23 protein-coding genes are annotated in these 21,140 nt (G+C 67.9%); 8 read left to right on the top strand and 15 right to left on the bottom strand.

Going from position 1 to position 21,140, the window contains the following annotated elements; translation table 11 throughout:
• Positions 1 to 5: 5 nt before the first annotated feature.
• The 3 genes from SOM18_RS12815 to SOM18_RS12825 all read right to left on the bottom strand — a co-directional run bounded on the left by SOM18_RS12815 (position 6) and on the right by SOM18_RS12825 (position 2,015).
• Positions 6 to 281 carry a FeoA family protein gene (locus SOM18_RS12815; protein ID WP_031394931.1) on the bottom strand — a complete coding sequence of 92 codons (276 nt, stop codon included), beginning with the start codon at positions 279 to 281 and terminating at the stop codon, positions 6 to 8.
• 106 nt (positions 282 to 387) lie between these two features.
• Positions 388 to 1,041 (bottom strand): COQ9 family protein, encoded by a 654-nt coding sequence (locus tag SOM18_RS12820; protein ID WP_031439775.1) that lies wholly within the window; start codon positions 1,039 to 1,041, stop codon positions 388 to 390.
• Positions 1,038 to 2,015 (bottom strand): DMT family transporter, encoded by a 978-nt coding sequence (locus SOM18_RS12825; RefSeq protein ID WP_081874168.1) that lies wholly within the window; start codon positions 2,013 to 2,015, stop codon positions 1,038 to 1,040. The genes SOM18_RS12820 and SOM18_RS12825 overlap by 4 nt, the downstream gene beginning before the upstream one ends.
• 50 nt (positions 2,016 to 2,065) lie before the next feature.
• On the opposite strand from SOM18_RS12825, the gene SOM18_RS12830 reads away from it, so the two are divergent.
• Both SOM18_RS12830 and SOM18_RS12835 read left to right on the top strand, forming a co-directional pair.
• Positions 2,066 to 3,154 carry an alkene reductase gene (locus tag SOM18_RS12830; protein ID WP_031439777.1) on the top strand — a complete coding sequence of 363 codons (1,089 nt, stop codon included), beginning with the start codon at positions 2,066 to 2,068 and terminating at the stop codon, positions 3,152 to 3,154.
• 90 nt (positions 3,155 to 3,244) lie between these two features.
• A complete protein-coding gene (locus tag SOM18_RS12835) occupies positions 3,245 to 3,793 on the top strand; it encodes a hypothetical protein (RefSeq protein ID WP_244650039.1) in 549 nt (182 codons plus the stop codon).
• A gap of 50 nt (positions 3,794 to 3,843) precedes the next feature.
• Here SOM18_RS12835 and ribH read toward each other — a convergent pair whose 3' ends face one another.
• From ribH to SOM18_RS12870, 7 genes are all read right to left on the bottom strand, one after another.
• On the bottom strand, positions 3,844 to 4,266 hold the full coding sequence (ribH, locus tag SOM18_RS12840; RefSeq protein WP_031440486.1) for a 6,7-dimethyl-8-ribityllumazine synthase: 423 nt from the start codon (positions 4,264 to 4,266) through the stop codon (positions 3,844 to 3,846).
• Positions 4,266 to 5,429: a 3,4-dihydroxy-2-butanone-4-phosphate synthase gene (ribB, locus tag SOM18_RS12845; protein ID WP_031440487.1), complete on the bottom strand. Its 1,164-nt coding sequence runs from the start codon at positions 5,427 to 5,429 to the stop codon at positions 4,266 to 4,268. The genes ribH and ribB overlap by 1 nt, the downstream gene beginning before the upstream one ends.
• Positions 5,419 to 6,060, bottom strand: coding sequence for a riboflavin synthase (locus SOM18_RS12850; RefSeq protein WP_031440488.1), 642 nt, complete (start codon positions 6,058 to 6,060; stop codon positions 5,419 to 5,421). The genes ribB and SOM18_RS12850 overlap by 11 nt, the downstream gene beginning before the upstream one ends.
• A complete protein-coding gene (ribD, locus tag SOM18_RS12855) occupies positions 6,060 to 7,019 on the bottom strand; it encodes a bifunctional diaminohydroxyphosphoribosylaminopyrimidine deaminase/5-amino-6-(5-phosphoribosylamino)uracil reductase RibD (RefSeq protein ID WP_320481917.1) in 960 nt (319 codons plus the stop codon). The genes SOM18_RS12850 and ribD overlap by 1 nt, the downstream gene beginning before the upstream one ends.
• A 23-nt stretch (positions 7,020 to 7,042) precedes the next feature.
• Positions 7,043 to 7,420, bottom strand: coding sequence for a hypothetical protein (locus SOM18_RS12860; RefSeq protein WP_236559206.1), 378 nt, complete (start codon positions 7,418 to 7,420; stop codon positions 7,043 to 7,045).
• 73 nt (positions 7,421 to 7,493) lie between these two features.
• Entirely contained in the window at positions 7,494 to 8,159 is a 666-nt protein-coding gene (locus SOM18_RS12865; RefSeq protein WP_166746548.1) for an energy transducer TonB, read from the bottom strand.
• Positions 8,160 to 8,319: 160 nt separating this feature from the next.
• A complete protein-coding gene (locus SOM18_RS12870; RefSeq protein WP_320481799.1) occupies positions 8,320 to 9,663 on the bottom strand; it encodes a glutamate--tRNA ligase in 1,344 nt (447 codons plus the stop codon).
• A 106-nt stretch (positions 9,664 to 9,769) separates the two neighbouring features.
• Here SOM18_RS12870 and SOM18_RS12875 point away from each other — a divergent pair, with 106 nt between their 5' ends.
• Positions 9,770 to 10,708, top strand: a complete 939-nt coding sequence (locus SOM18_RS12875) for a ribose-phosphate pyrophosphokinase (protein WP_031440310.1) — start codon at positions 9,770 to 9,772, stop codon at positions 10,706 to 10,708.
• A 34-nt stretch (positions 10,709 to 10,742) separates the two neighbouring features.
• Here the strand turns inward: SOM18_RS12875 and SOM18_RS12880 are convergent, their stop codons facing one another.
• Entirely contained in the window at positions 10,743 to 11,084 is a 342-nt protein-coding gene (locus SOM18_RS12880; protein ID WP_042466950.1) for a PilZ domain-containing protein, read from the bottom strand.
• A gap of 230 nt (positions 11,085 to 11,314) precedes the next feature.
• On the opposite strand from SOM18_RS12880, the gene sucC reads away from it, so the two are divergent.
• The 5 genes from sucC (at position 11,315) to SOM18_RS12905 (ending at position 16,622) form a co-directional block, all read left to right on the top strand.
• Positions 11,315 to 12,517, top strand: coding sequence for an ADP-forming succinate--CoA ligase subunit beta (sucC, locus tag SOM18_RS12885; RefSeq protein WP_031440309.1), 1,203 nt, complete (start codon positions 11,315 to 11,317; stop codon positions 12,515 to 12,517).
• Between the two features lie 231 nt (positions 12,518 to 12,748).
• Entirely contained in the window at positions 12,749 to 13,495 is a 747-nt protein-coding gene (locus SOM18_RS12890) for an electron transfer flavoprotein subunit beta/FixA family protein (protein ID WP_031440308.1), read from the top strand.
• Positions 13,492 to 14,421 (top strand): electron transfer flavoprotein subunit alpha/FixB family protein, encoded by a 930-nt coding sequence (locus tag SOM18_RS12895; protein WP_031440307.1) that lies wholly within the window; start codon positions 13,492 to 13,494, stop codon positions 14,419 to 14,421. Before SOM18_RS12890 ends, SOM18_RS12895 begins: the two co-directional genes overlap by 4 nt.
• Positions 14,422 to 14,585: 164 nt before the next feature.
• Entirely contained in the window at positions 14,586 to 15,341 is a 756-nt protein-coding gene (locus SOM18_RS12900; protein ID WP_192007872.1) for an energy transducer TonB, read from the top strand.
• A 42-nt stretch (positions 15,342 to 15,383) separates the two neighbouring features.
• On the top strand, positions 15,384 to 16,622 hold the full coding sequence (locus tag SOM18_RS12905) for a dipeptidase (RefSeq protein WP_320481800.1): 1,239 nt from the start codon (positions 15,384 to 15,386) through the stop codon (positions 16,620 to 16,622).
• A 3-nt stretch (positions 16,623 to 16,625) separates the two neighbouring features.
• On the opposite strand, the gene SOM18_RS12910 is transcribed toward SOM18_RS12905, so the two are convergent.
• The 4 genes from SOM18_RS12910 to SOM18_RS12925 are packed head-to-tail and all read right to left on the bottom strand — an operon-like array spanning position 16,626 to position 21,041.
• A complete protein-coding gene (locus tag SOM18_RS12910) occupies positions 16,626 to 17,900 on the bottom strand; it encodes an MFS transporter (RefSeq protein ID WP_037531152.1) in 1,275 nt (424 codons plus the stop codon).
• On the bottom strand, positions 17,872 to 18,876 hold the full coding sequence (locus tag SOM18_RS12915) for a histone deacetylase family protein (protein WP_031441774.1): 1,005 nt from the start codon (positions 18,874 to 18,876) through the stop codon (positions 17,872 to 17,874). The genes SOM18_RS12910 and SOM18_RS12915 overlap by 29 nt, the downstream gene beginning before the upstream one ends.
• Before the next feature lie 23 nt (positions 18,877 to 18,899).
• Entirely contained in the window at positions 18,900 to 20,474 is a 1,575-nt protein-coding gene (locus SOM18_RS12920; RefSeq protein ID WP_320481801.1) for a lysine--tRNA ligase, read from the bottom strand.
• A 57-nt stretch (positions 20,475 to 20,531) separates the two neighbouring features.
• Complete coding sequence (locus tag SOM18_RS12925) at positions 20,532 to 21,041, bottom strand: outer membrane protein assembly factor BamE (RefSeq protein WP_031396395.1); 510 nt, start codon at positions 21,039 to 21,041, stop codon at positions 20,532 to 20,534.
• Positions 21,042 to 21,140 lie beyond the last annotated feature (99 nt).

Raw genomic sequence — 21,140 nt, forward strand, 5'->3', positions numbered from 1 at the left:
GCTGATTATTCTGCGGCGGCTGGCGTGGGTGATACGCGAATCGCACCTGCGACCGCACGCCGCAATGCGACGGTCATCCGGCCGATCCGGCAGGCGATCGGACCCTGGCCCAGCGTCGCGCGGTGAAGAACCTCGACATCGACACCCTCGTCAAAGCCCAGTTCGCGCAACCGGCGTGCCTCGGGGCCCGCCAGTCGAGCCCAGTCGATCGCAGCGACGATGCCATGCTGCTTGCGGGGCAGCGTTTCGAGACTGACGGAACGATCGGGGCGAGTGTCCATGATGCGACTGATTATCAGTAACGGATCGCCAAGGGAAGCCCCGGCACACGTGCTTGACGCAGATTGCGCGCATTCCGTCGCCCCGTGACGACGTGCCGCAACGCGCTCATGCCACGGGATAGCGCAACCGCCCGACGAACCGCGACAGGCTGAAGCCATGCTCTGTCCGCTTGAGAAAGCCCGACTTTGCGGTCTCGAACCGCATGATGCCGTCGATCCGCCGGCTGAGGAACGCGCGCGTCTCGGCAAACCCCTCGCTGTCGTCGTCGAGGAAGACCGTGACCGTCGCGGCATAGACGCCGAGCAGGATCGTCCGCTTGGTATAATGATTGTAATCGGTCGCGACGTCGCCCGCGGCCCGCCAGATCGTGTCGACCGTCCGCCAGCCGAGCCGCCCCGCCTTGGTCAGATTCTGCGGCAGGGCGAGGATCGCCAGCGCGCGGCGCAGCGATTCGCGGTCGGCCGCGGTCGCCTGCAGCCGGGCCTCGATTAGCGCGGCGATCCGGGCGCGGATCTTCATCGCCGACAGCCGTTCGGGCGGCACGCTTTCGAGCATCGCGACGTCGATATCGGCGAACCAGGCGTCGATCATGTCGACCGGTCCCTCTTCGAAGGCGAGCGCGGCGACGTCGCGGTCGATGCCCGCCGCGTCCGCCGCCATGTCGCGCGCCGCGTCGCTCCACCCGTCGAACGCCGCATTGGCGGCGATGCCGGGGGCGAGCAGCGAACGGATTTCATCGAGCGTGAGGTCTTGGGTCATACCGTCTCCTGCCGTCCAAGATCAGGCGTGTCGAGCGCCTCTTCAATAGGGGGGCGATCGGCCGGGGTCCGGCGGACCAGCACCAGCGCGATCGCGACCATGACGACGCCGACCAGATCGGGCAGGCCAAGCCGCTCGCCATAGACCAGCCAGCCGACCGTGCCTGCGACGACCGGCTGGATCAGCAGCGCGATGCCGATCACCAGCGGCGAAAACCGCCCGAGCGCATAGATCATCAACCCCTGGCCCAGCACCTGGCTGCACAGCGCGAGCCCGATCAGCGGCCCCCACTGCGCCGGCACGATCCGCTCGCCCATCGCAAGGGCGAACACCAGCAACGGCACGATGCCCGCCAATGTCGACAGCACCAGCGCGGACAAGGGGGCGAGCGTCGTCCGCGCGCGCGCCATCAGGATGAAATACACCGTGTAGAGCAGCCCCGCGAGGATGCAGAGCAGATCACCCGCCAGGTTCTTCGCATCGAGCTGATAGGAGCGCCCGAGCAGCAGCGCCGCGCCCGCCGCGGCGAGCATCAGCGCCCAGCCCTGCGTCCGCGTCGGCCAGGTCCGCGCAACGAGGAACCCGTAGATCGGGAACATTAGCGTCGCCGCATTGCCGAACAGCGTCGCATTGGCGAGCGTGGTGCGCAGGATGCCGAGATGCCAGCTGCCGAGATCCGCGGCAAAGCACACGCCGCCCGCGATCAGCCCGATCCAGACGCCGCGGCCGAGCCGCGTCGGTCGCGCGCCCTGCTGCGCTGCGAGCAGGACGAGAAACGGCACCGCCAGCGTCAGCCGCCAGAATCCTGCCGCGACCGGTCCGACCTCGGTCGCGCGGACGAACCACGGCCCGAATGCGAGCGCGACATTGGCGATCAGCAGCGCGCCGAACGCGAGCGTGCCGGGGGCACCGGTCGTCGTCGCCGTCGGCGTTTCGGGCACGCTAGATATTCTTTGCGGGGCGGGGCGATGCATGCCGCGCTGTAGCGTCCTATCTTGCCCCCGTCAGGCATTAAGGAGCCCCCATGCCAAGCCTTTTCGATCCCATCACGCTCGGCGCCGTCGAAGCGCCCAACCGCATCCTCATGGCGCCGCTCACCCGCGGGCGTTCGGACAAGGACGCCGTCCCGTCCGACCTCATGATCGACTATTACACGCAGCGCGCCAGCGCCGGCCTGATCATCTCGGAAGCCACCGGCATCAGCCGCGAAGGCCTGGGCTGGCCATTCGCGCCGGGCCTGTGGACGCAGGCGCAGGTCGAGGCGTGGAAGCCCGTTACCGCAGCCGTGCACGCCGCCGGCGGCCGCATCATCGCGCAGCTCTGGCATATGGGCCGCCAGGTTCATTCGTCGGTGATCGGCGGCCAGCCCGTCTCGTCGTCCGCGACCAAGACCGAAGGCCAGGCGCATACGTTCGAGGGCAAGAAGGATTTCGAGGTCGCGCGTCCGCTCGAGCTGAACGAGATTCCGCGGCTGCTGAACGACTATGAGCTCGCGACGAAGAACGCGCTGGAAGCCGGGTTCGACGGCGTCCAGATCCATGCCGCGAACGGCTATCTGATCGACCAGTTCCTGCGCGACAACGCGAACAGCCGCACCGATGACTATGGTGGCAGCATCGAGAACCGCATCCGCCTGCTTCGCGAAGTCACCGAGCGTGTGATCTCGGTCGCCGGCGCCGATCGCACCAGTGTCCGCCTCTCGCCCAATGGCGATTCGCAGGGCGTCGACGACAGCAACCCCGAGCCGCTGTTCACCGCCGCCGCCAAGGCGCTGTCCGATCTCGGCATCGCCTTCCTCGAGCTGCGCGAGCCGGGTCCCGACGGCACCTTCGGCAAGACCGACGTGCCAAAGCTCAGCCCGGCAATCCGCAAGGTCTTCAAGGGCGTGCTGGTCGTGAACTCGGATTACGACACGCTCGAAAAGGCGCAGGCCGAGCTCGACAAGGGCGATGCCGATGCGATCAGTTTCGGGCGGACGTTCATTGCGAACCCCGACCTGCCCGAGCGCCTGCGTACCGGCGCACCGCTGGCGCAGGATAACCCGAAGACCTGGTACAGCCAGGGCCCCGAGGGCTATATCGACTATCCGGCGCTGGAAACCGTGTCCGCCTAAGCCGACCGCCTGATTGTCACCGGTGACGCCATCGCATAGCAGCGCGGCTTTCGCGTCGTGCGCGGCGCACCGGTGACGACAGGACATGACATGACCGACGGCTGGGGCCCGCCGAAATCGCCCCCGAAATCGCCCCCCAAATCCAGCCCCGCATCGGCCTGGCCGCTGAACGACCGCGGCCCCGGCCCGTTGCTGCCCGGCACCGCGGATCGCGCGGCCCGCCGCGCCGAAGAGCGTGCCCGCGAGCGGGAACAGCGCGCGCAGGACCGCCTCGCCGCGACCGATCAGCGCGCCGAAGCGCGCGCCGCGCAACGCGATGCGCTCTCGCAGGACCGTGAACGTGCGCGTGAAGCCCGCCGGGTCGAGGAAGCGCAGCGGATCCGCGCGCGCCTCGACGCACCGCCTGCCAATGACGAGGAAGCGCTCAAGATCGCCAAGCGCCGCCGCTCGGGCGCGCGTGCGCGCAGCGGCGAGGAAACGAAGACCGAACGCGACACCCGCGGCTATACGACGATCGTCGACCCCGCCCGCATCCGCACGCTCGCCGCACGCGGCGCGTCGATCGCCGCGCTGGCCGCCGCGTTCGGAATTACTGCCGAAGAGGTCGAGGCCGCCCTGCGCGACACTCCCGAGGAATGACCAGGGCGATCGTGGGTGGATGAGGGCGGACGTTCGAACGCCCAGGCATCCTACGCGACGAAGCGGTCCTTCAGCGCCAGCATCGCCAGCGCTGCTTTCGCCGCGCCGCCGCCCTTGTCGCCCTCGGTCGGGCGGGCGCGGGTGAGCGCCTGCGCCTCGTTCTCGGTGGTCAGGATGCCGTTGCCGATCGGCAGGCCGTCCATCGTCAGCGCCATGATCCCGCGCGCGCTCTCGCCAGCGACGATCTCAAAATGATAGGTTTCGCCGCGGATCACGACGCCCAGCGCGACATAGCCGTCATAGGTCTCGCTCTCGGCCGCCAGCGCGATCGCGCCGGGGACCTCGAGCGCGCCGGGGACGGTGATCGTCTCGTGGCTGTGCCCCGCGGCCTCGATCGCCGCGCGCGCGCCCTCGATCAGCAGGTCATTCAGATGGTCGTAGAACCGCGCTTCGACGATCAGGATATGCGCCATCAGTTGGGAGCCTTTTCGGTGTCGAGGGGAGCGATCGGGCGTTCGCCGACAATCGACAGGCCATAGCCGTCGAGCCCGACCAGCGTGTGGTGGGTGTTGGTGATCAGCACCATGTCATGGACGCCGAGCTCGGTCAGGATCATCGCGCCGACGCCGTAGTCGCGCAGCTCCTCCATGTCCGGGGTGATCTCCGCGCCCGCCTTCTTCAGCACGGCGGAGGTGAACGCGTTGCCGCGCGGCCGGTTGATGACGACGATCACGCCCGCGCCCTCGTCCGCGATCATCTGCATCGACCGCGCCAGGATCCGGCCGCGATCGCCCGATTCGCCGAAGATGTCGGCGAACGGCGACAGCGCATGCATCCGGACGAGCGTCGGCTTGGCGGGGTCGATCCGGCCCTTGACCAGCGCGACCTGCTCGGTGCCCGTCGCCTTGTTCCAGAAGGTCAGCGCGGTCCAGTCGCCGCCCCATTCGGACGTGAACCTGGCCTCGGCACGCTTCTCGACCAGATGGTCGTAGCGGCGGCGATACGCGATCAGGTCGCGGATCGTGCCGATCTTGATATTGTGGAACTGCGCGAAGGTGACGAGGTCGTCCATCCGGGCCATCGTCCCGTCCTCGTTCATGATCTCGCAGATCACGCCCGAGGGGTTCAATCCAGCAAGCCGCGCGACGTCGACCGCCGCCTCGGTATGGCCGGCGCGGATCAGCACGCCGCCATCGCGCGCGACCAGCGGGAATACATGGCCGGGGGTAACGATGTCCGCCTTCTGCTTGGTCGCATCGATCGCCACCGCGATCGTACGCGCGCGATCCGCCGCCGAGATCCCCGTGGTGACGCCTTCGAGCGCCTCGATCGACACGGTGAACGCGGTCTCGTGCCGCGTGCCGTTGTTGCGGCTCATCAGCTCGAGTCCGAGCTCTTCGGTCCGCGTCTTGGTCAGCGCGAGACAGATCAGCCCGCGACCGAACTTCGCCATGAAGTTGATCTTCTCGGGCGTCGCCATCTGCGCGGGGATGACCAGGTCGCCCTCGTTCTCGCGGTCCTCGTCATCGACCAGGATGAACATCCGGCCGTTGCGCGCCTCGTCGATGATCTCTTCGGGGCTCGACAGATATCCATGCTTCAGGCGCCCGAGTTCGGCGCTGCGTTCAGCCGGCATTGACACGGTAATGCTCCATCCGTTGGAGATAGCGGGCAAGGACGTCGATCTCGATATTGACCGTCCGGTCCGCCTCGATCGTCCCGAGCGTAGTCACGCCCCAGGTATGCGGGATGATATTCAGCCCGAACTCGACCGCGCGTTGCCCGTCGGGGCCGTCGACGTCGCGGACGGTGTTGACGGTCAGCGACACGCCGTCGATCGTGACCGATCCCTTGGCGGCGATGAACGGCGCGATGTCTGCGCCGGCGCGGACGGTGACGCGATGCGAGCCGCCCTCCTCGACCACCGACACGACCGTGCCGAGCCCGTCGACATGGCCGGTGACGATATGCCCGCCCAGCTCCTCGCCGAGCTTCATCGCGCGTTCGAGGTTGAGCGGGCGACCTTGCGTCCACTGGTCGCGCGCGGTGCGGCTGATCGTCTCACCCGAGACGTCGACCGCGAACCAGTGCGGTCCGTCGCCGCCCGCGGACTTGTCGACCACGGTCAGGCACACGCCCGAACACGCGATCGACGCTCCCAGGTCGATCGTGGCGGGATCATAGGCGGTCGCGATGACCACGCGCGTGTCGCCCTGCTGCGCCACGCTGGTGATTTTGCCGATGTCGGTGACGATTCCGGTAAACATTATCCCTCGTTTCGCTTGCGCTCGTAGACCTCGACTCGGTCGCTGCCAAGTTGCCGTGAATCGATGATCGACCAGCGGCCATGCGCGCTGGAAAGATCGCCGAGACCAATATCGCCAATGGAATGCCGGCCGTTCCCGATCAGGATCGGCGCGCGGTACAGCAGCAGCCGGTCAACCAGATCCGCGGCAAGGAACGCCGACGCTACGGCCGCGCCGCCCTCGACCAGCAGATGGTCGCCGGGCAGGGCCGCAATATCCTGCGGATCGGCGATGACGTGCCACCCCGCGTCCGCATCGGGCGCCGTCCGCGACAGCAGCACGCGGCGCGGTGCTTGCGACTCCAGTCCCGCAAGCCGCACGTCGAGTCGCGGCGCATCCGCCTCGAACGTCCCGCGCCCGACCAGGATCGCCTCGTGCCGGCTGCGTTCGAGATGCGCATGCGCGCGCGCCTGTGGCCCGGTGATCCAGCGGCTCGACCCGTCCGCCATCGCGATACAGCCGTCGAGCGAGGTCGCGAGCTTCAGCGTGACATGCGGCCGGCCGCGGGCGAGTCGTGTAAGGAACCCCGCCATCGACCGTCGCGCCTCGGCGGCGCGCACGCCCGTTTCGACGTGGATCCCGGCGTCGCGCAACCGCGCGAACCCGCGCCCCGCCGTCCGGGGATCCGGATCCTCCAGCGCCGCGACGACCCGCGCCACGCCGGCCGCGATCAGCAGATCGCTGCACGCCGGCCCGCGCGGTGATTCATGCGCACAGGGCTCGAGCGTCACATAGGCCGTGGCTCCCCGCGCCTTCACGCCCGCCTGCGTCAGTGCCATCGCCTCGGCATGCGGCCGACCGCCTGCTTGCGTCCAGCCGCGCCCGACGACGCGCCCGTCCGCGACGATCACGCAGCCGACACAAGGGTTGGGTGCCGTACGCCCGCGTCCCCGTGCCGCCAGCGCCAGTGCCGCGCCAATACCGCGGCCGGGCTGGTCGATGTTCAGATCCCCAGCGCCTTCAGCTTGTCGTCCATCCGCTTGAACGACGCGCGGGTTTCCTCCTCGCGCTTCTTCTGCTCAGCCAGACGCGCGGCCTTGATCGGCGCGTCGATCTTCTGCTGGGCGACGATCTGCGCATCGGTGCGATCCGCGGGCCATTGCTCGACATAGACGATGTTCGGCCGATATTCGCGCTCGGCATAGCTGTCCTTCGAAAAGGCGTAGATCAGGAAGCCCGTGACGAGCATCGCCAGCGCGAGAAAGCCGAGCTCGTACGGCTGCCGGCCCCGGAGGAACAGGCGGAGGTCGCGATAGGCGCGGACCGGCGAGAAACGACTGAAAGAGCCCATCGCGCAAAGATAGGCATGCAGGCCCCCCAAGGCCAGTACCTTGGGCGACGACCCGGGGGGCCGACCTGCAGGCCCATCCTTGCGGCGGGTCGTCGCCCGCGGTTCAATTTTCCAGCACGAACGACAGGTTCATCGTCTTCCACGCCTCGACCGCGACCCCGTCGCGCGTCGCCGGCCTGAACCGCCACTTCGTCAGCGCCCGGTCCAGCGTCGCGCGATAGAAGGCGTCGCTCGTGGCGGTGACCCGCTCGACCTGTTTCACGCGCCCGTCCGCGCCGATCAGCACGCGCAGGACGACTCGCCCCTCACGCCCGGCCCGGCGTTCCTCGGACGGATAACCCGGCTGGAAATCCGCGGCATAGCGCGGGTCGATACCCGGCTGGACGAATAGAGGCGACGGCTTGGGCGGATCGACCGCCACACTTCCCGTGCCCGTGCCGACGACGTCGATCGGCGGGGTGAGGGGCAGGGGGTCGGGCACGACCTCGAACCCCGCGGTGGTTGGTGTCGGGACCTGCGGGAGTGGCGCGTCGGGCCGCGGCGCCGGGCGCGGCTGCTGGCGGACCAGCGGATCGGCGGGCGGCACCGGCGTGGGCGGCGGCGGGGTGTGCGGAATATAGATTGTGAGTGGCGGGTCGGGCGGCGTGAACGGCACCAGTTCCGGTGCCGCAAAAAACAACGCCCCGATCACCACGCCGTTGATCGCCAGAGCGACGCCTAGGCTTCCGGGATTCAATCCGCCCGTCCGGCTCATTCTGTCCGCGTACATCCGTCCGTCTCCTTCGCATCTCCTCGAGGATGGCGGCGCGATCGATACCGCCACATGAAATGGTACATCATTACATACGCCGCGCAAGCACGATCGGAACCGTTTTGCACGCCGTCGGATGAGGGGCGGTCAGCGGGGTTTCAGCCCGCTCGTTCAAGCCTCAGCCGGCGCGTGCCGCCGCGAGGCGCGCCAGTGCCCGCTCGCGCCCGATCAGCGGCAGCAGCGCGGCCATGTCGGGCCCGTGATCGCGCCCGGTCAGCGCACGGCGCAGCGGCAGGAACAGCGCCTTCCCCTTGCGTCCGGTCTCCGCCTTCAACCGGCTCGTCAGCGCGTGCCAGGGGTCGCCCGCCCAGTCGATTGCCGCAGCGGCCGCCAGCGCCTGGTCGAGATACGCCGCATCCTCGTCCCCGCCGACGGGCTCGACCGCGACCGGCCCCTCGATCACCTGCCACCAGCCGGCGGCATCGGCGAGCGTCACCAGGTTCGGGCGCACCGCCTCCCATGCGGCCTCGCCCATCCCCGCGGGCAGGCGGTCGGCGACGTCGGCAAAGGGCAGCGCATGCAGGATCCGCGCATTCACCTGCGCCAGCTCCCCCTCGTCGAACCGCGCCGGCGCGCGGCCGAACCGCGCGAAGTCGAACGTCGCGATCAGCGGCGCGGCGTCGGCGATCGGCTCGACCGGATCGCTCGTCCCGATCCGCGCGAGCAGCGCGCGCACCGCCTGCGGCTCGATCCCTACCTCGCGGAAATGATCCGCGCCGAGCGAGCCCAGCCGCTTGGACAATTTCCCTTCCGCCCCGGTCAGCAACGCTTCGTGCGCGAACTGCGGCGCGGGCACACCGAGCGCTGCGAACATCTGCAGCTGCAGTGCGGTGTTCGACACATGATCCTCGCCGCGCACGACATGAGTCACGCCCATATCGGCATCGTCGATCGCGGACGGCAGCATGTACAGCCACGACCCGTCCGCGCGCCGGATCACCGGGTCGCTCATCGTCCGCGCCTCGAAATGCTGCTCGCCGCGGATCAGGTCGGTCCACGCGATCGGCGTGTCGTGATCGAGCTTGAATCGCCAGTGCGGCGCCACCCCGTCGCGCTCGAACACCGCGCGCTGCGCGTCGGTGAGAGCCAGCGCCGCGCGATCATAGATCGGCGGCAACCCGCGCCCCGCCTGAATCTTGCGCTTGAGGTCGAGCTCCTGCGCGCTCTCATACGCCGGATAGATATCGCCGCTTTCGACCAGCGCCGCGAACCGCCCCTCGTACAGCGCGAACCGCGCCGACTGGCGTTCCTCGCCATCGGGCGTCATCCCCAGCCAGTCGAGATCGCTACGGATCGCGTCGACGAACCGCTCCTCGCTCCGTGCCGCATCGGTGTCGTCGATCCGCAGCAGGAAGCGTCCGCCCTGCGCGCGCGCAAACATCCAGTTGTGGAGCGCCGTGCGGATGTTGCCGACGTGCAGCCGGCCGGTGGGCGAGGGGGCGAAACGGGTTATGACGGTCATGCCCTGCGCTGTACGAAGCGGGGCGCCCCCCGGCAAACCCCTTCGCCCCTTTCCCCATTGAAACACCGGGACTAAGGGGCGTGCGACAGGGCGTGGAGCGATTTTGATGAAATTGATGACCGGCAATTCGAACCTGCCTCTGGCGCAGGAGATCGCCGCCTATCTCGAGACTCCGTTGACCGATGTCAGCGTCCGCCGCTTCGCTGACGAGGAAGTGTTCGTCGAGATCAACGAGAATGTCCGCGGCGAGGACGTGTTCGTGATCCAGTCGACCGGCTTTCCGGCGAACGACAACCTCATGGAATTGCTCATCATGATCGACGCGCTGAAGCGCGCGTCGGCACGCCGCATCACCGCGGTCATCCCCTATATGGGTTATGCCCGCCAGGACCGGAAACCCGGCCCGCGCACGCCGATCTCGGCCAAGCTCGTCGCCAACCTCATCACCGTCGCGGGCGCCAACCGCGTCCTCTCGGTCGATCTCCATGCCGGGCAGATCCAGGGCTTCTTCGATATCCCGACCGACAATCTCTATGCGGCGCCGGTCATGTCCGCGGATATCCTTGCGCGGTTCAAGGGCAAGAACCTGATGGTCGTCTCCCCCGACGTCGGCGGCGTGGTGCGTGCGCGCGTGCTCGCCAAGCGGCTCAACAACGCGCCGCTCGCGATCGTCGACAAGCGTCGCGAGCGCGCCGGCGAATCGGAGGTGATGAACATCATCGGCGAGGTCGAGGGCCGCTTCTGCATCCTGGTCGACGACATCGTCGATTCGGCGGGCACGCTGTGCAATGCGGCGGCCGCGCTGATGGAGGCAGGCGCCGAGGGCGTCGTCGCCTATGTCACGCACGGCGTGCTGTCGGGCGGCGCGGTCGCGCGGGTCGAGGGCTCAGAGCTGCGCGAGCTCGTCATCACCGATTCAATCGGCAATCATGACGTGATCAAGGGCGCGCATGGCAAGATCCGCCACCTGCAGATCGCTCCGCTGCTCGGCGAGGCGATCAAGCGGATCGCGGATGAAACGAGCGTCTCGAGCCTGTTCGACTGACGCGCCGCTGTCGGATCGTGGTGCGGTCGCCGGGTTACCGCTGCGACAGCGCCACGATGTGATCGAACACCGCGGGGTGCAGCGGCTTGGCGAAGGCGCAGCCATATTTGAACTTGTCGCGCCACGCGACCACCGCCTCGAGCGCGGCGAGGCCGGGCAATGTCAGCCACACGACCGTCCCCGGCCAGAGCGTGAAGCTGGTCTCGGCCCGGAACCCCGACAGTGAGAGGTCGGTCACTTCGATCTCGAACCGCGTCTGGCCGCGGTCGCGCAGGTGCGCACGCATCCTGACGGATTTGCGCAACGCCCGGCGCAACTCTCCACCGGGCTCTTCACCGGTCCGAGTCTCAGGCGAGTCGTAGGCGGGGTCTGTCATGGTTCAACTCTGGCACGAAAAGGGTTACTTTTCCGCAAATGTTTGTGATCCGGCAGGCGTTTCGATCCGCTGCGGCGCGCATCCCTAAAATGGCCAAAAATCAGCGATCCCCTCGCTCTATTGCGAACGAGACGCAAGTGCAAATGCCTTAAGGGTGGATTTGCGGCGCGCCCTGTGCTTTACGCGCTGGCAATTCCCGAGTTTCCTAAAAATTGCGTGGAGCCTTCCCGATGAACATCCATGAATACCAGGCCAAGGAACTGCTGGCCAAGTTCGGCGTCCCCGTCCCCGCCGGTTTCGCGGCGCTGACCGTCGAGGAAGCCGTCGAGGCCTCGAAGAAGCTCCCCGGACCGCTCTATGTCGTGAAGGCGCAGATCCACGCCGGCGGCCGCGGCAAGGGCAAGTTCGTCGAGCTCGGCCCCGACGCCAAGGGCGGCGTCCGCCTCGCCAAGACCGAGGACGAGGTTCGCGCGGCCGCGACCGACATGCTCGGCAACACGCTCGTCACCATCCAGACGGGTGACGCGGGCAAGCAGGTCAACCGCCTGTACGTCACCGACGGCGTCGACATCGACAAGGAATTCTACCTCGCGCTGACGCTCAACCGCACCACCGGCCGGGTGATGATGGTGGCCTCAACCGAAGGCGGCATGGACATCGAGGCGGTCGCGCATGACACGCCCGAGAAGATCCAGTCGATCGACATCGACCAGGCGACCGGCTTCATGCCGCATCACGGCCGCGCCGTTGCCGCAGCACTCGAACTGACCGGCGATCTCGCCAAGCAGGCCGCGAACACCGCGTCGAAGCTGTATGACGCGTTCATGGGCACCGATGCCGAGCAGATCGAGATCAACCCGCTCGCGGTGACCAACGACGGCAAGCTGATGGTGCTCGACGCGAAGGTCGCGTTCGACGGCAACGCGCTGTTCCGCCACAAGGACCTGCTGCAGCTGCGCGACGAGACCGAGGAAGATCCCGCCGAGCTCGAGGCGTCGAAGTACGACCTCGCCTATATCAAGCTCGACGGCGACATCGGCTGCATGGTCAACGGCGCCGGCCTCGCCATGGCGACGATGGACATCATCAAGCTCAACGGCATGTTCCCGGCCAACTTCCTCGACGTCGGCGGCGGCGCCAACAAGGAGAAGGTGACCGCGGCGTTCAAGATCATCCTCGCGGATCCGAACGTGAAGGGCATCCTCGTCAACATCTTCGGCGGCATCATGAAGTGCGACATCATCGCCGACGGCATCGTCGCGGCGGCGAAGGAAGTGAACCTGTCGGTCCCGCTGGTCGTCCGCCTCGAGGGCACGAATGTCGAGAAGGGCAAGGAGATCCTCGCGAACTCCGGCCTGGCAATCGTCCCCGCGAACGACCTTGGCGACGCCGCCAAGAAGATCGTCGCAGAGGTGCAGAAGGTCGCGGCGTAAACGCTGTCGGCCTCGCATACTGACTTCGCGAAAAACGGGGCTCGGACGGAAACGTCCGGGCCCTTTTTCGTTGGTATCGCAGCCGGTCCGACGGGGCGGTCGTCGTGACGCTACGGTATCCGATGTTTCCGTACCGCACTTGCGAAAACGACGCGAAACCGCCATCTGTCGCACCAACGCAGCCGGTAACCGGCGGGCGAAACGAACATATTCACCTTGGAAGGAATCCCGATGAAGGTGCTGGTGCCGGTCAAGCGTGTGCTTGACTACAACGTGAAGCCTCGCGTGAAGGCGGACGGAACGGGCGTCGATCTGGCGAACGTCAAGATGAGCATGAACCCGTTCGACGAGATCGCGGTCGAGGAAGCGATCCGCCTGAAGGACAAGGGCGTGACCGAGATCGTCGTCGTGTCGATCGGCGAGCAGAAGAGCCAGGAAACGCTGCGCACCGCGCTCGCCATGGGCGCCGACCGCGCGATCCTCGTCCTCAGCGAGACCAAGGTCGAGCCATTGGGCGTCGCCAAGATCCTCGCCAAGATCGTCGAGGAAGAACAGCCCGACCTCGTCATCCTCGGCAAGCAGGCGATCGACGACGACAACAACCAGACCGGGCAGATGCTCGCCGGCCTCCTCAACTGGGGCCAGGGCACGTTCGCGTCGAAGGTCGAGATCGCCGACGACTCGGTCCATGTGACGCGCGAAGTTGATGGCGGTGCGGAGACGGACACGCTCAAGCTGCCCGCGATCATCACCACCGATCTTCGCCTCAACGAGCCGCGCTATGCGTCGCTGCCGAACATCATGAAGGCCAAGTCGAAGCCGATGGCGACCAAGGCGCCGGCCGACTTCGGTGTCGACGTGACGCCGCGGCTGACCACGCTGAAGGTCGTCGAGCCCGCCAAGCGCTCGGCGGGGATCAAGGTCGCTGACGTCGATGAGCTCGTCGGCAAACTCAAGACGATGGGAGTCGCAAAGTGAAGACGCTCGTTTGGGTCGAACATGACGGTCAGGTCGTCAAGGACGCCACGCTTTCCGCGGTCACTGCCGCGAGCAAGCTCGGAGAAGTCCATCTGCTGGTCGCAGGGCAGGGGGTCGACGCCGTCGCCGCCGCCGCTGCGAAGATCGCCGGCGTCGGCAAGGTGCACGTCGCCGATGACGCGGCGTTCGCGCACGCGCTCGCCGAAAACGTCGCGCCACTGATCGTCGAGCTAATGGGGCATCACGACGCGTTCGTCGCGCCGTCGACCACGCACGGCAAGAATATCGCGCCGCGCGTCGCAGCCCTGCTCGACGTCATGCAGATCAGCGACATCCTCTCGGTCGAGAGCGACGACACGTTCACGCGCCCGATCTATGCGGGCAACGCGATCGCCACCGTCCAGTCGTCGGACGCGAAGAAGGTCATCACCGTCCGTGGCACCGCGTTCGAAAAGGCCGCCACCGAAGGCGGCTCGGGCGAGATCGAGGCGGTCGCCTCGACCGGCGACAAGGGTCTGTCGACCTTTGCCGGCGCGGAGATCGCCAAGAACGAGCGTCCCGAACTGACCAGCGCGAAGGTCATCGTTTCGGGCGGCCGTGCGCTGGCCTCGAGCGACCAGTTCCACGCGCTGATCGATCCGCTCGCGGACAAGCTGGGCGCGGGCGTCGGTGCAAGCCGCGCCGCGGTCGATGCGGGCTATGCCCCGAACGACTATCAGGTCGGCCAGACGGGCAAGATCGTCGCCCCCGAAGTCTATGTCGCAGTCGGCATCTCGGGCGCGATCCAGCACCTCGCGGGCATGAAGGATTCGAAGACGATCATCGCGATCAACAAGGACGAGGACGCGCCGATCTTCCAGGTCGCGGACATCGGCCTGGTCGGCGATCTGTTCAAGATCGTCCCCGAACTGACCGAAAAGCTCTAACCCGCAAAGCCTCCCCCGGCAGGGGGAGGTGGCAGGCATAGCCTGACGGAGGGGGAGGATAGACGGACCCATATTGCCCGTCCTCCTCCCCACCCACCAACCCCCCGGACAGCGCCGCGGCCCGAACGCTTGCCGCCCCGCGCCATCCTCCCCAGATATCAGTCATGTACGGCGTCCAACCCCATCCGCGCGACCGGCTCCTGTCCGCCGCCGGCGCCGCTGCCCTGTGTGCAGCACTGGGCTATGCGCTGATCCTCGGCCTCGGCGTCAGCCTCCCGTCGGCGATCCCCGACGCGCTCAAGACCTTCGCGGTCGGGCCGCCGCCCCCGCCGCCGCCGCTGGAAAAAGTCGTGCCCCGCCCGGCGAAGAGCCACCGGCCCGAAGGTGCCGCATCACCCGCCAATCTCCGGTCGAAGGCGACCGAGCTCGTCGCCCCGATCCCGATCGTCCCGCCCGTCATCCCGCCGCCGATCGTCGCCGCGCTCAAGCCCGGCGTCGGCAGTGCGGCAACGACCGGCGCCGCGCCGGTCCCGGGGCCCGGCACTGGCGCGGGCGGTGAGGGCGACGGTACCGGCAGCGGCCGCTATGGCGACGGCGACGGCGATGGCGGTGACGAGAGCCCGCCGCGGCTGTTGAAGGGGCGGTTCAGGAACAGGGACTTCCCCAATGCGGAGGCGATCATCGGCGCGGGCGGCGTGGTCGGTGTCCGCTACACCGTCGAGACAACCGGCCGCGTCACCGGGTGCAGCATCACGCGTTCGAGCGGCAATGCGGTGCTCGACGCGACCACCTGCCGGCTGATCGAACTGCGCTATCGCTACCGGCCCTGGCTCGACGCCGCGGGGCGCCCGGTCCGCTCGACCGTCGTCCACAATCAGGAATGGGTCAACGAACTCGGCCCCCCCGAGGACGACGACTGATCCCCTTGCCGCCGTGCGATGCGGCGGGCACGATGGCGCGGCATGATCACCGCCCTGCTCCTGATCGCCGCGCAGGCAAGCGTGGCGCCGGTCGCCCCCGACCCCCGCGTCGCGGCACGTGTCGACCGGGTGCTCAGGAAGACCCCGGTCATCGACGGCCATAACGACCTCGCCTGGGAAATCCGCGACGTACACGGCGCGAAGGTCGAATCGCTCGGTCTCGCTGCGGACACACGCCCGCTCCAGACGGACATTCCCCGCTTGCGCAAGGGCCGTGTCGGCGCACAATTCTGGTCGGTGTGGATCCCCGCAGATATGACCGGCCCGCGCGCGGTCGAGATGACGCTCGAACAGATCGACATCGTCCGCCGATTCGTCGCCGCCAACCCCGCCGCGCTCGAACGCGCGACCAGCGCCGCCGATATCCGTCGGATCGAGAAGGCGGGGCGGATCGCGTCGCTGATCGGGGTCGAGGGCGGGCACCAGATCGACGGGCGCCTCTCCGTGCTGCGCCAGTACCGCGCGCTCGGCGTCGGTTACATGACGCTGACGCACGGCAAGAGCCTGAACTGGGCGGACAGTTCGACCGATGCGCCGCGGGCGAACGGGCTCACCGATTTCGGCCGCGCGGTCGTCGCCGAGATGAACCGGATCGGCATGATCGTCGATGTCAGCCACGTCTCCGACGCGACGATGCGCGCGGTCCTTGCCGCGGCCAAGGCGCCGGTGATGGCCTCGCATTCCAGCGCCCGCGCGCTGACCGATGCACCGCGCGACATTCCCGACGACCTGCTTGCCGCAATCGGCGCAAACGGCGGGATCGTCATGGTCAATTTCTATCCCGCCTTCGTCTCGACCGCGTGGCGGGCCTGGGATGCCGACCGGACCGCCTTAGCCAAGACTGCAGGCGTGCCCGCCAACGTCTATGGCGCGCGTTCGCCTGCGCCGCTGGTCGCCTGGGACCGGGACCATCCCGAACCGCGTGTCACCGCCGCGACCGTTGCGGATCATGTCGAGCATATCGCGCGGGTGGCTGGCCGCGATCATGTTGGCCTCGGTGGCGATTATGACGGGATCAACGGCACCGGGCCCGAGGGGATGACCGGCGTCGACGGCTATCCGCTGCTGTTCGCCGAACTCGCGCGCCGCGGCTGGAGCGATGCCGACATGGCCAGGCTCGCCGGCGGCAACATGCTGCGCGTCATGGATGCCACAGACGCGGTCGCGCGGTCGCTGTCGGAACTGCCACCGGGCGACGCGATCGATATCGCCTCGCGCTGAGGTTCAGGGCACCGGCATCCGCGGCGTTGCCACCGGCTCGACCCGCAATGGTGGCACCGCGCGCAGCCTCAGCCCGATCGCCAGTGCCGCACCGCCGACGACCAGGCAAAAGTCCGTCACGCCGGGCCAGCCGGCATGCGTCCACGCGAACCCGCCCGCGGAGCCCAGCACGCTCGACCCCATATAATAGAAGAACAGGTAGAACGCCGCCGCCTGCCCGCGCGCGCCACCGCCCGCGACATTCTGCGCGCGTCGCCCGACCCAGGCGCTCGCGATCGAATGCGCGCCGAAGAAGCCGATCGTCACCACCGCGATCCCGGCGATCACCAGCACCAGCGGCTGCATCGCGGTCAGCGCGACGCCCGCGATCAGCACCACCACCGGCACCCAGAAGATCGTCCGCCGCCCCAGCCGCCCGGCGAGCGTCCCGAACCGCGCCGAGCTGATCGACCCCAGCACATAAAGCAGGAACACCGCGCCCACCGCCGACTGGCTGAGCCCGTAGGGCGGCCCCATCAGCCGGAATCCCGCATAATTATAGATGGTGACGAACACCCCCATCAGCAGGAACGCCTCGAGATACAGGAGCGGCATCGCCCGGTCGGCGAACAGCGCGCGCGCATCGCGGACGAGGGCGGCGGGTCGTCCACCGCTCGGTGTGAAGTTGCGCGACGGCGGGGCGAGCCGGCGAAACGCTTCGGCCATCGCCAGCCCCGCGACCCCGACCGCGGCGATCGCGAACCGCCAGCCGCCGAAATCGGCGACCAGGCTCGCGACCAGCCGCCCACCCATCCCGCCGATCGCGCTGCCCGCGATATACAGCCCCATCGCACCCCCGACCGAGGCCGAATCGACCTCCTCGGCGACATAGGCCATCGCCACCGCCGGCACCCCCGCGAGCGCGAGCCCCGTCAGGAACCGCAGCACGAGCAATCCGCTCCACCCCGACACCAAGGCGGTCGCCAGCGTCAGCGCACCCGCCGCGAACATCGCCGCGATCATCAGCGGCCGCCGCCCGAGCCGGTCGGACACGGCCCCTGCGAACAGGATCCCGATCGCGAGCGGCCCGGTTGCCAGCGAGACCGCGAGCGACGCCGCCTCCGCGCTGAGCCCGAACTGCGCGGCGAACGACGGCAGCAGGGGTTGCACCGAATAGAGTAGTGAGAAGGTCGAGAACCCCGCGAACAACATCGCCAGCGTCAGCCCGCGATAGGCCGGCGTCCCCGCCGCGATACCCGTCCCTGAAATGTCAGAATCCCCGCAGGAAGCTGTCGACATTGTGGCCGAGCGCATCGACCGCATAGCCGCCCTCCATGACGATCGCAGTCGGCCAGCCGCGCGCCGCGATATCGCGCGCCAGCACCGCATAATCGGGCGTGGTCAGCGCGAAATGCGAGATCGGATCCCCCTCCCACGTATCCGCGCCGAAGCTGACGACGAGCAGACCCGGATCGAACGTCGCGATCGCGTCGAGCGCGGTCGTCTGCGCCGTGCGAAACGCGTCGATCGTTGTGCCGTGGGGCAAAGGCAGGTTGAGCGTCGCGCCCAGACCGTCGCCGTCCCCCGTCTCGTCCGCATGCCCCCAGAAGAAGGGATAGTCGGTCCGCGGATCGGCATGGACCGAAGCGTAGAACACATCGCTGCGGTCGTAGAAGATGTCCTGCGTGCCGTTGCCGTGATGATAGTCGATGTCGAGGATCGCGACGCGCGCGACACCCGCGTCGCGTGCCGCCTGCGCCGCGATCGCCGCGGTGTTGAGATGGCAATAGCCGCCGCAATAGTCCGCGCCCGCATGATGGCCGGGCGGCCGGCACAGCGCGAACGCCGCGCGGTCGCCCTCCAGCACCGCGTGCGTCGCGGCCAGCGCCGACTGCGCGCTGCCATAGGAGGCGGTCCAGCTGTCGGGGGTGATCGGCGTCGTTGCGTCAAAGCTGTGCGCGCCGATCAGCGCATCGATCCGCGTCAGGTCGAGCGGCCGCCGCGCGCGGATCGGAAACGCATAGGGTATCGCATCCCCCGTCCGCCCCGCCTCGCGCCACAACCGCGCCGCGTCTTTCAGGAACGCGACATAGGCCGCCGAATGCACCGCGAGGATCGGCGCCTCGCCGCGATCCGCCGGCGTTTCGACCGGCCCCAGCGCCGCCAGGATCGCATCGACCCGCGCGGGCATCTCCGCATAGGTCGTGAAGCCGCCATTGTGCAGCTCCTGCGTCGGCGCATGCGCCCGCTGCCGGTCGTCGAAGAACATGCGCATCGGGTATACCCTCGTAAGGAGTGTCAGGCAGCGGGGCGGGCGAGCGCCTCCGCGATCAGCTTGCGCGAATTGTCGATCCCGTACAGCGCGATGAAACTGCCCATGCGCGGCCCCTGTTCGGAGCCGAGCAGCGTCTCGTACAGCGCCTTGAACCAGTCGCGCAGGGTCTCGAACCCGCCGGTCTTGCCGATCTCGTAGACGATGTTCTGCACATCCTCGGCGCTCGCATCGGCGGGCAGCGCGGCGAGTTCGGCATCGAGCCGCTCGAGCGCCGCGATCTCGACGCCTTCGGGTGCACGCCGCTTGAGCGTCGGCGCGACAAAATCGCGGCCGTACGCCAGCGCATGGTCGATCAGCTTGTCGAGCTCGGGATAGCTCTCCGCCGACGCATCGGGGACGTAATTCGCCAGATAGCCCCAGACCTGCGCCTTGCTCGCATCGCCCATCACGCCGACGAGGTTGAGCAGCAGCCCGAACGTCACCGGCAACTCGCCCTCGGGCAGCTTGCTGTCATGGATATGGTGGACCGGATTGCCGAGCTTCTGCTTCAGATCCTGGCCGGCATAATTGCCGCGGAACTGCCAATATTCGTCCACCGCGCGCGGGATCACGCCCATGTGCAGCGACTTGGCCTTTTTCGGCTCGCGATAGGCGTAGAACGCCAGCGATTCCTGCGGGCCATAGGTCAGCCACTGGTCGAGGCTGAGGCCATTGCCCTTGGACTTCGAGATCTTCTCGCCATTCTCGTCGAGGAACATCTCGTAGTTGAAGCCCTCGGGTGGGCGGCCGCCGAGCACGCGCGCGATCTTCGACGACTGCGTCACCGAATCGATCAGGTCCTTGCCCGCCATCTCGTAATCGACGCCGAGTGCGACCCAGCGCATCGCCCAGTCGACCTTCCACTGCAGCTTGGCCTTGCCGCCGAGCACGCTCTGCTCGATCCGCTGCCCATCATCCTCGAACGCGATCAGCCCGGCCTCGGCATCGATCACCTCGATCGGTACCTGCAACACGATGCCGCTGGTCGGCGAGATCGGCAGCACCGGCGAATAGGTCGCGCGGCGCTCGGCGCGGAGCGTCGGCAGCATCACGTCCTGGATGCCTTGGAAATGCCGCAGCACCCCCTTCAGCGCCTCGTCGAAGCGCCCGCTGGTGTAATATTCGGTCGACGACGCGAACTCGTAATCGAAGCCGTAGCGGTCGAGAAATTCGCGCAAAATCGCGTTGTTGTGCGCGGCAAAGCTCGAATGGGTGCCGAACGGATCGGGGATCTGCGTCAGTGGCTTGCCGAGATGCGTGGCGAGCATGTCGCCATTGGGGACGTTGTCGGGTACCTTGCGCAACCCGTCCATGTCGTCCGAAAACGCGATCAGCCGGGTCGGCGTGTCGCTCAGCGCGTGGAAGGCGTTACGCACCATCGTCGTGCGCAGCACTTCGTTGAATGTGCCGATATGCGGCAGGCCCGACGGGCCATAGCCGGTCTCGAACAGGATCGGCGCGCCCTGCTTGCCCTGCGGATAGCGCTTGAGGAGTTTGCGCGCCTCCTCATACGGCCAGGCTTTGGATTCCAGGGCGGCGGTGCGGAGCTCGTCGGTCATGCCCCGCGCCCTAGCGCGAAGGTACGAGTCTGCAAAGTCCGCGACCGCCCGGTAGCGTTAGGGCCGCGTGCGGCCCGTACCCGTATTGGCGCCACCGCCGCCGCCCGTGCCGGGGGCACCGACCGAGCCGATATTGCCGAACAGATCCTGGAAGAAGCCGCGCTGGCGACCCAGCGTCGGCGTCGTCTTGCCATCGGGGCTGATCGAGGCGACCTGATCGAGCCCGCCGCGACGGATCGCGGTGACGGTGCCCTGCTGGTCGAAGCTGATCTGCAGCGTGATCTGCGCGTTCGGGCGCGGGTTGCGGAATGCCAGGTTGCGGCTATCGCGTGCCAGATAATACCAGTCACCCTGGTCGAACTGCCCCGCGAGCGTCGGCTTGCCGAGCGTCTGGAGCACCGACTGACGGTTGTCGACGCCAGGCTGGACCGAGTTGACGAGGTCGACATCGACCACATAGCCCTGATGCGAGCGAAGCTGCGTGCAGCCTGCGCTCGTCAGGCCGACGAGCGCGAGCGCCGCGACGCTGGCCGTACGGCGTGTCAGGCGGAATGAAAGGACGCTCATATACTCTCCCGGGGCGGGGTCACGCGATACTGGCGGCAGCACGATTGCATCGGCCGCGGATCGCCTCGATATGCGAGGTTGCGCAGGCAAACAAGCCGC

This window comes from Sphingomonas sp. CFBP9019 (genome assembly GCF_034045155.1).
Classification (GTDB): Bacteria; Pseudomonadota; Alphaproteobacteria; order Sphingomonadales; family Sphingomonadaceae; genus Sphingomonas; species Sphingomonas aerolata.